Genomic DNA, 11,733 nt, shown 5'->3' with positions numbered 1-11,733 from the left:
TGGCTACTGCGGCGCGCGGGGGGGTGCAATGGGCCACGATCTGCGAGGGGCTCAGGGCGTGTGGATGATATGGGCGAAAGAGCCGCGCACGCGCCCCGCCCGCAGGCCCATAGGGGCGAGCGGCGTGCCCTCGGCGTCGGTCGCCTCGAACAACGCCTCGCCCTGTGCGTCGAGCGTCGTGGCGTAGTGGAACTCATGGCCGCGGTGGGCGGTGCCGGTCTGGCGGTCACGCAGGTGGCGGTAGCCCAGATGCAGTTTGCGGTTGGCGAAACTGGTGGTCAGGCCGAGAAGCCCCGCCATGGGGTGGCGGGTGCCCTCGGCGTCGATCAGCGTCTCGCCCAGAACCATGTAACCGCCGCATTCTCCATAGATGCCAGTGGTTTGCGCGGCGTTCTTCAGGCTTTGCATGAAGGTGTGACTGCTTGCGAGTCGGGCGGCGTGAAGCTCGGGGTAGCCGCCGGGTAGGAAGATTTCATCGGCCTGCGGCACCAGATCATCGGCCAGCGGCGAGAAGAACGCCACCTCGGCCCCCTGTGCTGTCCAGTCGGCGAGGTGATGGGGATAGAGGAACGAAAAAGCCGCGTCGCGCGCGACGGCGATGCGGCGCGGCGGGTGGGCCGTGGGCGATGGGGGCGGTGTGGCTTGCGGAAGGGGTCCCATGAGCGCGCGGAGCTGCGACAGATCGACATGGGCGGCGATGACCTCGGCGGCGCGGTCAAGGAAGGCGTCAAGGTCCGGCATCTCGCCCGCTTGCACCAGCCCCAGATGGCGCGACGGACGGGCCAGCGCGGCGCTGCGGGGCACCGCGCCCAGCACGGGCAGGCCCAGCGGTGCGAGTGCGCGGGTCAGCATGGCCACGTGACGCGCGGACCCCGTGCGGTTGAGGATCACGCCCGCGATCCGCACGGCCGGATCGTGCCCCGCGAAGCCCGCGACGAGGGCGGCGACGGACTGCGACATGGCCTTGGCATCGACGATCAACACCACCGGCAGCCCCAGGGTGCGGGCCAGATCGGCGGTCGAGCCTTTGCCGTCGGGCGGCGCGCCGTCGAAGAGGCCCATGGCCCCTTCGATGATGAGCGGATCAGGACCGGCGGCAAGGTGGCGCAGACGCTTCGGCGGCATGGCCCAGGCGTCGAGATTGACGCAAGGCGCTCCGGTGGCGGCGGCGTGGAACTGCGGGTCGATGTAATCGGGGCCGGATTTCGCGGAGCGCACCGGCTGGCCCGCGCGGCGCAGGGCGCGCAGCAGGCCCAGCGTCAGCGTCGTCTTGCCCGCGCCCGACGAGGGCGCCGAGAGGATCAGGCCCGCCATGGCACCACCTGTGGCGACCGGCCCTCCGGGGGGAGTTTATCCGGCCAGATGAAGGGGGAGATGCCCATGGGATCAGGCGGTTTCCGCAGGACGCCCGCGCCCCAAAGGATCGAGGTTCCGCGGAGCCTCACCGGCCAGTTGCCCTTGCCAATCCAGGACTTCGCGCATCTTCACCGCGCGTCCGACACAGATAATGGCGGGAGGTTCCAGCCCTGCTGTGGCGATGTCGGCCTCAACGGTGCCGAGCGTGGTTTCCAGCACCTGTTGGTCGGCCGTGGTGGCGGTGGTGACGACGGCCACCGGTTCGTCCGCCGCACGGCCCGCGTCCAGCAAGGCGGCGCTGATCTGGGCGATGTGTTTCATGCCCATGTAGATGACGATCACCTGAGAGCCCTTGGCAATGGCCTGCCAGTCGAGCGATTGCGGCGCCTTGCCCGATTGGTCGTGACCGGTGACGAAGGTCACCGACTGGTTCACGTCGCGGTGGGTGACCGGGATGCCCGCATAGGCCAGACCGCCGATCCCCGCCGAGATGCCGGGAATGATCCGTACAGGCACGCCGTGCTGGATCAGGGTCTGCGCCTCTTCCCCGCCGCGCCCGAAGACGAAGGGATCACCCCCCTTGAGCCGAAGCACCCGTTTGCCGGCGCGCGCGAGATCCACCAGCCGCAGCGAGATGTCGCGCTGTTTGGCGCTGGGTTTGCCGCCGCGTTTGCCCGCGTAGATGTGGTCGGCTTGTGGGGCCCAGTCGAGGATCGCCTCTTGCACCAGCGCGTCGTAGATCACCACATCGGCCTGCGCCAGCGCGTTCAGGGCGTGCAGGGTCAGAAGGCCGGGATCGCCGGGGCCGGCGCCGCAGAGCCAGACCCAGCCGGGTTCGAGCACGGGCCAGCCCGGGCCGGTCGCGAGGGGGGGGAGTCGCATATCCATGCCCCCTTATGCCGCGCGTAGGGGTGCTGGGGAAGAGGACAAGCGACGCAGTTTTGCGGATTGGCGTCACCGGGGGACGGGGGTAAGGTCGCGGCGATGACACGGGTGCCGATAGGGGAATTGCGCCGGGGATGGACCACCGGCGCCTGCGCGACGGCTGCCACCAAGGCGGCGCTTATGGCGCTGTGGGGGGCGGCGCCTGCGCGCGTGTCGATCACCCTGCCCAAGGGCGAGCAGCCCGTCTTCGACGTGGTCGGTGCGCGGCAGGGCGCGGCCTGGGCCGAGGCGGGGATCGTTAAGGATGCGGGCGACGACCCGGATGTGACCCACGGTGTGACGGTGATCGCGCGGGTGCGGCGCTCGGCCGGGGGGGTGGTGTTCAAGGCGGGCGACGGGGTTGGAACGGTGACGCGGGCGGGCCTGCCCATTGGCGTGGGCGAGCCTGCGATCAACCCTGTGCCCCGCGCGATGATGGAGGACGTCGTGGCCGAGGTGGCGGCGGCGTGTGCGCAAGCGCCGGACATCGAGATCACGATCAGCGTGCCGGGCGGCGCCGAGATCGCGCAAAAGACGTGGAATCCGCGACTGGGGATCGAGGGCGGGCTGTCGATCCTTGGCACCACGGGCATCGTGCGGCCGTTTTCCTGTGCCGCCTGGATTGCGAGCATTCACCGCGGCATCGACGTGGCCCGCGCGGACGGGCTGACCCATGTGGCGGGCTGCACCGGAAACACCAGCGAAAAGGTGGTGCAGGCGCTTTACGGGCTGCCGGATCACGCAATGCTCGACATGGGGGATTTCGCGGGCGGGATGGTGAAATATCTGCGCCGCCATCCGGTGCGCCATGTGACCATTGGCGGCGGGATCGGGAAGCTGACAAAACTGGCGCAGGGGGCGGTGGACCTGCATTCGGGGCGCAGTCAGGTGGATTTCGCCGCATTGGCCGACTGGCTGGGCGATGAACGGCTGGCCACGGCAAACACCGCGCTTGAGGCTTACGAGATGGCCGGGCCCGCGCTGGCCGAGCAGGTGGCGCAACGGGCGGCGGCGCGCGCGATGGAGATGTTTGCGGGCGGGCATCTGCCGCAACGGCTCGACATCGTGGTGATCGACCGCGCGGGGGCGATTCTGGCCCGGGCGGAGCGGTCCGCACCATGACGCTGTTGCTGCTGGCGGGCACCTCCGAGGCGCGGCGCATCGCCTGGGGGCTCGCGGACCGGGGACGGCGGGTTGTGGCCTCGCTCGCCGGCGCCACGCGGCGGCCCGAGCCGTTGCCGGTGCCCACGCGGGTGGGTGGTTTCGGCGGTGAGGCGGGGTTTCGCGCCTATCTTGCGGCGGAGAACATCAGCGCGGTGCTGGACGCGACCCATCCGTTCGCCGCGCAGATCACCGCGCGCACGGCGCGGGTCTGCGGCGCGCTGGGGCTGCCCTATGCACAGGTGTTGCGGCCCCCGTGGGTGCCCGGCGCGGGGGACCGCTGGACGATGATCGACGCGCCGGACGAGGCGGCGGCCCATATCCCGCGCGACGCCGTGGTGTTTCTGGCCACGGGGCGGCAGACGCTGCCCGCCTTCGCCAACCTTGAAGGGCGGCGGGTGCTGGCGCGGGTGGTCGATCCGCCCGATCAGCCGTTTCCCTTCGCGGGCGGGGAGTTCGTCATCGCGCGGCCGCCGTTCAAGTTTGATGCAGAGGTTGCGCTGTTCAAGGCGCTGGGCGTGACCCATCTGGTGGCCAAGAACGCCGGGGGCGCGGGCGGGCGTGCCAAGCTCGCGGCGGCGCGGGCCCTGGGCTGTCCGGTGGTGATGCTCAACCGTCCACAGATGCCCGACGCGGTGCGGGTGGAAACGGTGGCGGAGGCCGTGGCCTGGGTGGAGGCGCTGTGATGGAGCGGATCATCGAGACCGAGGCCGATGTGGCCGAAGGGATGGCTTGGCTCGCGGCCCGCTGTCCACGGATGAAAGCGGCTTACGCGCTGACCGGTCCCTTGCCGCTGCGCAGGCGGGCGGATGGTTTCGCGCAACTGGTGAGCGCGATTGTCGGCCAGCAGGTGAGCATCGCCAGCGCGGCGGCGATCTGGGGCCGGATGGAGGCGGCGGGCATGGTCACGCCCGAACGTTGCGCCGAAGCCAGCGCCGAGGAGTTGCGGGCGCTGGGGCTGAGCCGGCAGAAAATCCGCTACACCCAAGCGCTGGCGCGGTCGGGCATTGACTTCGACAGCCTGCGCGCGATGCCCAGCGACGCGGTGATCGCCACGCTGACGCAGGTGCCGGGGATCGGGCCCTGGACGGCGGAAATCTATGCCATGTTCTCGCTGGGGCGGGCGGATGTCTTCGCGCCCGGCGATCTGGCGCTGCAGGAAGCGGCGCGGGTGCTTTACGAGTTGCCCGAGCGGCCCAAACCCGCCGCGTTCCGCACCATGGCCGAGGATTGGGCCCCGTGGAGAGCGGTTGCAGCGCGGCTGCTCTGGGCCTACTACGCGACCTTGAAGAACAGGGAAGGCATCCGATGACACGTGTTTTGAAATCGCAACGGCGCGAGCCTCTGTCCGGCGAGATGCGCTCGGCGGTGGTGTTCCTGCATGGCTATGGCGCGAATGGCGCGGACCTGATGGGGCTGGCCGATCCCTTGGCCGAGCATCTGCCCGACACCGCCTTTTTCGCCCCCGACGCGCCCGAGAACTGCCCCGGCGCGCCGATGGGGTTCCAGTGGTTTCCCATTCCCTGGATCGACGGTTCCTCGGAAGAGGAGTCCCGCGCCGGCATGGAGCGAGCGGCGGATGATCTGAACGCCTATCTCGACGGGATCATGGTGGACGAGGATCTGCTGCCCGAGCAAGTCATGGTCTTCGGGTTCAGTCAGGGCACGATGATGGCGCTGCACGTGCTGCCCCGGCGTGAGGATCCGGTTGCGGGGCTTTGCGCCTTCTCGGGCCGTTTGCTTGAGGGCGAGTTGCTGAAGGACGAGGTCGTGAGCCGCCCGCCGGTGCTGCTGGTGCATGGCGACCAGGACGACGTGGTGCCGGTGCAATCGCTGCCCGAAGCGGCAGAGGCACTGCAGGAAGCGGGCTGGAGCGAGGTCTATGCCCATATCCAGAAGGGCACCGCCCACGGGATCGCGCCCGACGGGTTGCAGGTGGCGCTGGCCTTCATGCGCGACCGGCTGGGGCTGGGCTGAAACCCGCCTGCCGCCCCTACGACACGCCTGTGACCGCTGACCACATCTGGGACTTGTCAGCTTTCGAGAGCCATATATAGTCCACCCTATAGGCAGGAGCGGGGCTCCCGCTCTGATGCCGTCTCAGGTAGACAGGGTGGGCGCGATTTTGCAGACAGATATTCACACCACGGGCAGGCGGGGCGGTGCGGACCCGGTCGCGGGCACGTTCCGGACAAGTTTCGTGCGCCAGCCTGCGGGGCTCAAACAGCGGCCCGCGCTGGTGCTCAACGCCGATTACCGGCCCTTGTCCTATTACCCGCTGTCGCTGTGGCCCTGGCAGGAGGCGGTCAAGGCCGCTTGGCTGAACCGCGTTGATATCATTGCCGAATATGACGAAGTGGCGCGCAGCCCCTCGATGGAGATCCGGATCCCCAGCGTGGTGGTGCTGCGCGATTTCGTCAAACCCCAGCGCCGCGTTGCCTTTACCCGGTTCAATCTGTTTCTGCGGGATGAGTTCACCTGTCAGTATTGCGGCACCACCGGCGATTTGACCTTCGATCACGTGGTGCCCCGCGCGGCGGGGGGTGTCACCTCGTGGGAGAATGTCGTCGCCGCCTGTTCGCGGTGCAATCTGCACAAGGGGTCGCGCAGCCTGAAGCGGTCGGGTCTGTCTTTGCGCAAACAGCCGCGCCAGCCCGCCGCCGAGCAGTTGCGCAACATCGGGCGCAAGTTTCCGCCGAACCATCTGCACGAAAGCTGGATCGATTTCCTGTATTGGGATGCGGAACTCGAAGCCTGATCCCGAGCGTATGCCCGATGTCCCCCTTGGGGGTCGCGATCCTGGGCCGGGATGCTAGACTTGCCGCATGCAGCCCGATAGAGAGGGGTTGTTAGCGCTAACTTGCGCAGAAATTAGAGGGAAGAGGCGAAGCGAATGGTCTCACGCGTGATTCCGGTCGAGGATTTCGACCTTGTGATATTTGGCGGCACCGGGGATCTGGCCCGGCGCAAGATCCTGCCCGGCCTGTTCCGGCGGTTTCTTGCAGGGCAGATGCCCAAGGGGGCGCGGATCATCGGCGCGGCCCGGTCCGAGTTGGACGACGCTGGCTATCGCAAGATGGTCGATGAGGCGATCGGCGAATTCGGCGGTGTCGATGCGAAACGCGCGGATCTGGACGCCTTTCTGGCGCAGCTTCACTACATCACCGTGGATGCGCGCGGCACCGATGGCTGGTCCGAGTTGCACGATCTGATCCGCTTCGATCTGGTCAATGCCTTCTATTTCTCTGTTGCGCCCAGCCTGTTCGGGGATCTGGCCGAGCGGTTGCACGACTACAAGATCGCCGACGACGACAGCCGCATCGTGGTTGAGAAACCCTTCGGCCGCGATCTCGAGACCGCGCAGGCGCTCAACAACACGCTGGCGCAGCATTTTGACGAGACGCAGATCTACCGGATCGACCATTATCTCGGCAAGGAGACGGTGCAGAACCTAATGGCGGTGCGCTTTGGCAACCTGCTGTTCGAGCCGCTGTGGAACAACCACTACATCGACCATATCCAGATCACCGTGGCCGAGACCGTGGGGGTTGAGGGGCGGGGCGCTTATTACGATCAGGCGGGCGCGATGCGCGACATGGTGCAGAACCACCTGATGCAGCTGTTGTGCCTGATCGCGATGGAGGCTCCGTCGGTCTTCGACGCCGATGCGGTGCGGGACGAAAAGCTCAAGGTGATCCGCGCGTTGCAGGAACCCGCGCCCCATCACATCGTGCGCGGCCAGTATGATGCAAGCAAAACCGCGCCGGGCTACCGCGAAGAGGCCGGCAACCCCCAATCGCACACCGAGAGTTTCATCGCCTTGCGGTGCGAGATTGCCAATTGGCGGTGGGCCGGGGTGCCGTTCTATCTGCGCACGGGCAAGAAGCTCAAGGCGCGCTCGTCCGAGATTACGGTGGTTTATAAAGACATCGGTCATTCGATCTTTCCGGGCGACGAGAAGCGCCACCGCAACATCCTGCGCATCCAGTTGCAGCCCAATGAGGGGATGGAGCTGCAGGTGACGATCAAGGAGCCGGGGCCGGGGGGCATGCGGCTGATCGACGTGCCGCTTGATATGACTTTCGCCGAGGCTCTGGGGCCGGATGCCGAGGATTCCACCGACGCCTATGAGCGGCTGATCATGGATGTGATCCGCGGCAACCAGACCCTGTTCATGCGCGGCGACGAGGTTGAGGCCGCGTGGCGCTGGACCGATCCGATCATCGAGGGCTGGCAGCGGCGCGGCGATGTGCCCAAGCTGTACGATCAGGGAACGACCGGACCGGAAGACGCGTTGATGCTGCTGCATCGTGAGGGCCGGCGCTGGCAAGGGATCAAGGAGTAATCCAATGGACTTTATCGAATATCCGGATGTGGAAATGTTGATGATAAATCTGGCCAACAAACTGGCCGGAGAGATCCGCACCGGACTTCTGAGCCATGAGCGGGTGACTTTCGCGGTGCCCGGCGGCTCAACGCCGGGGCCGATGTTCGACGTGCTCTGCGGGGCGCGGCAGCTGGACTGGAGCCGGGTGGATGTGATGCTCACCGATGAGCGGCTGGTGCCCGAGGATCACGAGCGGTCAAACACGCGGTTGTTGCGTGAACGGCTGCTGGTCGATGCAGCGGCCGAGGCGCGTTACGTGCCCATCGTGCCGCAGGACGAGGGGCTTGAGGCGCGGGCAGCACAAGTCGCCGAACATCTGCCGATCACGGTGCTGTTGCTGGGCATGGGCGCGGATATGCACACTGCAAGCCTGTTTCCCAATTCCGCCGATCTGGACCACGCGCTGAACACCGATGCAGCCCTGGCCCATGTGCAGCCCCGCGACGGGCTTGAGCCGCGGGTGACACTGAGCGCCAAGGCGCTGCAGGGCGCGGTGTCGCAGCATATCCTGATCACCGGCGCAGAGAAACGCGACGCGCTGGAACGCGCGCAACACCTCAAGCCCCATGAGGCACCGGTCGCCACGGTCCTGTCCGAGGCGACGGTCCACTGGGCCGACACATAGGAGCCGATATGACCCCCGAATTGCAAAAGGCATGGGACGCCCTGCGCGCCCATCACAAAGACGTGGCCGACCGGCGCATTAAGACGTTGTTCCACGGCGACCGGGCGGCGGCGTTTTCGGCGCAGACCGAGGATTTGAAGCTCGACTACGCCAAGACGAACCTTGACGCAGAGGGGGTGCAGCTTTTGCTGGACCTTGCGCGGGCCGCCGATCTTGAAGGGCGCCGCGCGGCGATGTTCTCGGGCGCGCCCATCAACGAGACCGAGGGCCGCGCCGTCTTGCACACGGCCCTGCGCAACATCGACGGCGGGCCGGTCACGGTCGATGGGCAGGACGTCATGGGCGAGGTGCGCGACACGCTCGCAAGGATGGAGGCTTTCGCCAAGTCCGTGCGCGACGGCAGCTTCACCGGGCAGGGCGGGCGGATCACAGATGTGATCAACATCGGCATCGGCGGATCGGACCTTGGCCCCGCCATGGGCACGCTGGCCCTGGCCCCCTATCACGACGGGCCGCGCTGCCATTTCGTGAGCAACGTGGACCCGGCGGACATCGCGCAGGTGCTTGAGGTTTGCAATCCGGAGACGACGCTGGTGATCGTCGCCTCGAAGACCTTCACCACCATCGAGACCATGACCAACGCACGAACAGCGAAGGCCTGGATGAGCGAGCGGGTCAGCGATCCAGCGGCCCAGTTCGCCGCCCTGAGCACCGCCGAGGACAAGACCGCCGCTTTCGGCATCGATCCTGCGCGCGTCTTCGGCTTCGCCGATTGGGTCGGCGGGCGCTATTCCATGTGGGGGCCCATCGGGCTGTCGCTGATGATCGCCGTGGGGCCGCGCGCCTTCCGCGCCTTTCTGGACGGCGGGGCGCAGATGGACCGGCATTTTCAGGCCGCCGAAGGCACCGACAACCTGCCGCTGATGCTGGCGCTGGTGGGCATCTGGCACAACCAGATCTGCGGCTACGCGACCCGCGCGGTTCTGCCGTATGACAACAATCTCAGCCGCTTGCCTGCCTATCTTCAACAGCTCGAGATGGAGAGCAACGGCAAGGGCGTGAGCATGGACGGCGCGGATCTTGAAGTGCACTCCGGCCCCGTGGTCTGGGGCGAGCCGGGCACCAACGGGCAGCATGCGTTTTATCAGTTGATCCATCAGGGCACCCGCGTGATCCCGTGCGAATTTCTGGTCGCGGCGCGGGGCCACCGGGACGAATTGCACCACCAGCACCAGCTGCTGGTCGCCAATTGTCTGGCCCAGTCCGAGGCGCTGATGACGGGCCGCGATCTGGACGCGGCGCGCGCGAAAGTGGCGGACCGGTTCGAGGGTGACGAGCTGGAGCGGCAGGCGAAACACCGGGTGTTCCCGGGCAACCGGCCCTCGGTGACGCTGGCCTATCCGCAGCTCACCCCGTTCCGGCTGGGCCAGATCATCGCGCTTTATGAACATCGGGTGTTTGTCGAGGGCGTGATCCTTGGCATCAACTCCTTCGATCAATGGGGCGTGGAGCTGGGCAAGGAATTGGCCACCGCGCTGCAACCCATCGTCGAGGGCGCGGACGCCAGCGGCAAGGACGGGTCCACCGCCGGGCTGGTGGGGTTCCTGCGCGACCGGGGGCTGTAGCGACGGGCTTTAGCGGGGGCGGCGCGGCTAAAGCTGCACGGCCCCGTCGCGATCCCGCAGGGTGTCGCGCAGAGCGTCCGGCAGCGGCCGCTTGCTGTTGTCGGCGTTCAGCAGCACGACAACCGCCGCGCCAGTGGTGGTGATCCGCCCGTCCACAAAGGTCGCATACTCCATGGCAAAGCTGGTGTTGCGCATTTCGGTGGTACGGGCGACGTTGATATAGCTCGCCCCGCGCGTCACCTCGGCCCGGTAGTCGAGGCTTACGGATTTCACCACCAGTTTCGGCTCTGGCCCCGCCTTGGTGTAGATGCCGTAATCGTCCATGTAGTGGACGCGCAGCGTCTCATACCAGCGCAGATAGACCACGTTGTTGACGTGGTGCAGCATGTCGACCTCGCCAAAGCGCACGCGGTCGGCCATGCCATAGCTCCAGGGCGCGGGAATGCCCGCCGCCCGCAGATCTCCGTCTGTGAGCGGCGTCAGATAGGGGATCATACGGCGGCGGTCACGACAATTTCGACGCGGTAACCGGGGGTGGCGAGCACGGCCTCACCGGTCCAGCGAGCGGGGGCGAAGCCGTCGGGCACCCAGGCGTCCCAAACCGCATTCATCTCTTCAAAGTCCTCGGCCATGTTGGCGCACCAGATCTGCGCGGTGATGAGCCGTTTGTTGTCGGTGCCCGCCTTGGCCAGCAGGGCGTCGATTTTCTCAAGGATTTCGGTGGTTTGCTCGGTCACGGTGCCGCCCTCGGCCCCGACCTGCCCGGCCAGATGGGCGATGCCGTTGACGATGACGACCTGAGACATGCGGGCATTGGTGTCGATGCGGGTGATCTGGGACATGGGGAAAGCTCCTGCTTGAAAGATTGGCACGAGGTAACGGCGGAAGCGCGGGGAAGGCAAGCCTTTGTGGGGGGCGTTGAAGAGTGGCGCAAACGCGCCATGAAGTTATCCGAACCTAGGAGGTTTCAATCTCGCCTACGAGATTCACTAAACCTTGCAAGAAGAAATATATTGCGGCGCATACTGAAACAAACCCAAGTAACGTGAACAAAGGGATGAGAAGATCTAACCAATGGTCCATATTTCGCTTAAGCTTAGCGGCGTTATTATATGCTGAAAGGAATGCGAAGACCCATGCAAGACATCCTAGAACGGCACCGCAACCCCAGAAGCTAATCGATGAAGCTAGGTATGGTTGGGCACCGCTTTCCATTAATTTAGATGTCTGTGTTAGCAGCGCTAAGAACGCACTAGAGTTTAATACAACGATTGCGGAAATTGCCAATCTGGCGTTCTCAGATGATTTTCGATTGTATTCGTCAAACCGATCAACTGCATCTTTCATATGAGCGTCCTATCACATCTCGGATAGTAGCATTGCACTATCATTTACAGAAAGACTCTGAAGAATCTGGGGAGCGACGTCAATCGGACATCGTTGTATTCTTATCGAGCAGGCTGATTCTTAACGGACCGTCGGCATGCGGTTAGATGACTTAGCCAATACTTGGACACAACCACATGAAACCTTGGAGCGGGTAACGGGAATCGAACCCGTAACTGAAGCTTGGGAAGCTTTCGTGATACCTTTTCACCATACCCGCCGCAGGGGATGGGATACGCCGCGCGGCGGGGGGCGTCAATCGGGTTCGT

At 65.8% G+C, this 11,733-nt stretch carries 13 protein-coding genes and 1 tRNA gene; 8 read left to right on the top strand and 6 right to left on the bottom strand.

Features of this window, described 5'->3' with window-relative positions:
* Positions 1 to 51: 51 nt before the first annotated feature.
* Complete coding sequence (locus DC363_RS11925; protein ID WP_108641387.1) at positions 52 to 1,314, bottom strand: cobyrinic acid a,c-diamide synthase CobB; 1,263 nt, start codon at positions 1,312 to 1,314, stop codon at positions 52 to 54.
* A 72-nt stretch (positions 1,315 to 1,386) separates the two neighbouring features.
* A complete protein-coding gene (gene cobA / locus DC363_RS11920) occupies positions 1,387 to 2,244 on the bottom strand; it encodes a uroporphyrinogen-III C-methyltransferase (RefSeq protein WP_422396411.1) in 858 nt (285 codons plus the stop codon).
* Between the two features lie 96 nt (positions 2,245 to 2,340).
* Here cobA and DC363_RS11915 point away from each other — a divergent pair, with 96 nt between their 5' ends.
* From DC363_RS11915 to pgi, 8 genes are all read left to right on the top strand, one after another.
* Positions 2,341 to 3,402, top strand: a complete 1,062-nt coding sequence (locus tag DC363_RS11915) for a cobalt-precorrin-5B (C(1))-methyltransferase (protein ID WP_108641385.1) — start codon at positions 2,341 to 2,343, stop codon at positions 3,400 to 3,402.
* Positions 3,399 to 4,127: a cobalt-precorrin-6A reductase gene (locus DC363_RS11910; RefSeq protein WP_108641384.1), complete on the top strand. Its 729-nt coding sequence runs from the start codon at positions 3,399 to 3,401 to the stop codon at positions 4,125 to 4,127. The genes DC363_RS11915 and DC363_RS11910 overlap by 4 nt, the downstream gene beginning before the upstream one ends.
* The gene (locus DC363_RS11905) at positions 4,127 to 4,753 is read left to right on the top strand and encodes a DNA-3-methyladenine glycosylase family protein (RefSeq protein WP_241962992.1); all 627 of its coding nucleotides are present in this window, start codon (positions 4,127 to 4,129) and stop codon (positions 4,751 to 4,753) included. Before DC363_RS11910 ends, DC363_RS11905 begins: the two co-directional genes overlap by 1 nt.
* Positions 4,750 to 5,418: an alpha/beta hydrolase gene (locus tag DC363_RS11900; RefSeq protein ID WP_108641382.1), complete on the top strand. Its 669-nt coding sequence runs from the start codon at positions 4,750 to 4,752 to the stop codon at positions 5,416 to 5,418. The genes DC363_RS11905 and DC363_RS11900 overlap by 4 nt, the downstream gene beginning before the upstream one ends.
* Positions 5,419 to 5,566: 148 nt before the next feature.
* On the top strand, positions 5,567 to 6,199 hold the full coding sequence (locus tag DC363_RS11895) for an HNH endonuclease (protein WP_241962991.1): 633 nt from the start codon (positions 5,567 to 5,569) through the stop codon (positions 6,197 to 6,199).
* 135 nt (positions 6,200 to 6,334) lie between these two features.
* On the top strand, positions 6,335 to 7,786 hold the full coding sequence (gene zwf, locus DC363_RS11890) for a glucose-6-phosphate dehydrogenase (protein ID WP_108641380.1): 1,452 nt from the start codon (positions 6,335 to 6,337) through the stop codon (positions 7,784 to 7,786).
* Positions 7,787 to 7,790: 4 nt separating this feature from the next.
* Positions 7,791 to 8,453: a 6-phosphogluconolactonase gene (gene pgl, locus DC363_RS11885; RefSeq protein ID WP_108641379.1), complete on the top strand. Its 663-nt coding sequence runs from the start codon at positions 7,791 to 7,793 to the stop codon at positions 8,451 to 8,453.
* 8 nt (positions 8,454 to 8,461) lie between these two features.
* Complete coding sequence (pgi, locus tag DC363_RS11880) at positions 8,462 to 10,078, top strand: glucose-6-phosphate isomerase (protein WP_108641378.1); 1,617 nt, start codon at positions 8,462 to 8,464, stop codon at positions 10,076 to 10,078.
* 27 nt (positions 10,079 to 10,105) lie between these two features.
* On the opposite strand, the gene DC363_RS11875 is transcribed toward pgi, so the two are convergent.
* The 4 genes from DC363_RS11875 to DC363_RS11865 all read right to left on the bottom strand — a co-directional run bounded on the left by DC363_RS11875 (position 10,106) and on the right by DC363_RS11865 (position 11,684).
* Positions 10,106 to 10,573, bottom strand: a complete 468-nt coding sequence (locus DC363_RS11875; RefSeq protein ID WP_108641377.1) for an acyl-CoA thioesterase — start codon at positions 10,571 to 10,573, stop codon at positions 10,106 to 10,108.
* Entirely contained in the window at positions 10,570 to 10,920 is a 351-nt protein-coding gene (locus DC363_RS11870) for a RidA family protein (protein ID WP_108641376.1), read from the bottom strand. The genes DC363_RS11875 and DC363_RS11870 overlap by 4 nt, the downstream gene beginning before the upstream one ends.
* A 115-nt stretch (positions 10,921 to 11,035) precedes the next feature.
* The gene (locus DC363_RS16700) at positions 11,036 to 11,425 is read right to left on the bottom strand and encodes a hypothetical protein (protein ID WP_146180783.1); all 390 of its coding nucleotides are present in this window, start codon (positions 11,423 to 11,425) and stop codon (positions 11,036 to 11,038) included.
* Between the two features lie 185 nt (positions 11,426 to 11,610).
* Positions 11,611 to 11,684 (bottom strand) — tRNA-Gly (locus DC363_RS11865).
* Positions 11,685 to 11,733: the final 49 nt, after the last annotated feature.

Origin of the sequence: Thalassorhabdomicrobium marinisediminis, assembly GCF_003072065.1 — a bacterium.
GTDB lineage: Bacteria > Pseudomonadota > Alphaproteobacteria > Rhodobacterales > Rhodobacteraceae > Octadecabacter > Octadecabacter marinisediminis.
The sequence above is the reverse complement of the archived record's forward strand: the minus strand, read 5'-3'. Positions and strand labels throughout refer to the sequence as shown.

What these genes read in the sequence shown, in the direction of transcription:
- pgl (WP_108641379.1), top strand. Translation starts at nt 7,791, where the DNA reads ATGGACTTTATCGAATATCCGGATGTGGAAATGTTGATGATAAATCTG.
- zwf (WP_108641380.1), top strand. Translation starts at nt 6,335, where the DNA reads ATGGTCTCACGCGTGATTCCGGTCGAGGATTTCGACCTTGTGATATTT.
- DC363_RS11875 (WP_108641377.1), bottom strand. Translation starts at nt 10,573, where the DNA reads ATGATCCCCTATCTGACGCCGCTCACAGACGGAGATCTGCGGGCGGCG.
- DC363_RS11870 (WP_108641376.1), bottom strand. Translation starts at nt 10,920, where the DNA reads ATGTCCCAGATCACCCGCATCGACACCAATGCCCGCATGTCTCAGGTC.
- pgi (WP_108641378.1), top strand. Translation starts at nt 8,462, where the DNA reads ATGACCCCCGAATTGCAAAAGGCATGGGACGCCCTGCGCGCCCATCAC.
- DC363_RS11905 (WP_241962992.1), top strand. Translation starts at nt 4,127, where the DNA reads ATGGAGCGGATCATCGAGACCGAGGCCGATGTGGCCGAAGGGATGGCT.
- cobA (WP_422396411.1), bottom strand. Translation starts at nt 2,244, where the DNA reads ATGGATATGCGACTCCCCCCCCTCGCGACCGGCCCGGGCTGGCCCGTG.
- DC363_RS11900 (WP_108641382.1), top strand. Translation starts at nt 4,750, where the DNA reads ATGACACGTGTTTTGAAATCGCAACGGCGCGAGCCTCTGTCCGGCGAG.
- DC363_RS16700 (WP_146180783.1), bottom strand. Translation starts at nt 11,425, where the DNA reads ATGAAAGATGCAGTTGATCGGTTTGACGAATACAATCGAAAATCATCT.
- DC363_RS11925 (WP_108641387.1), bottom strand. Translation starts at nt 1,314, where the DNA reads ATGGCGGGCCTGATCCTCTCGGCGCCCTCGTCGGGCGCGGGCAAGACG.
- DC363_RS11915 (WP_108641385.1), top strand. Translation starts at nt 2,341, where the DNA reads ATGACACGGGTGCCGATAGGGGAATTGCGCCGGGGATGGACCACCGGC.
- DC363_RS11910 (WP_108641384.1), top strand. Translation starts at nt 3,399, where the DNA reads ATGACGCTGTTGCTGCTGGCGGGCACCTCCGAGGCGCGGCGCATCGCC.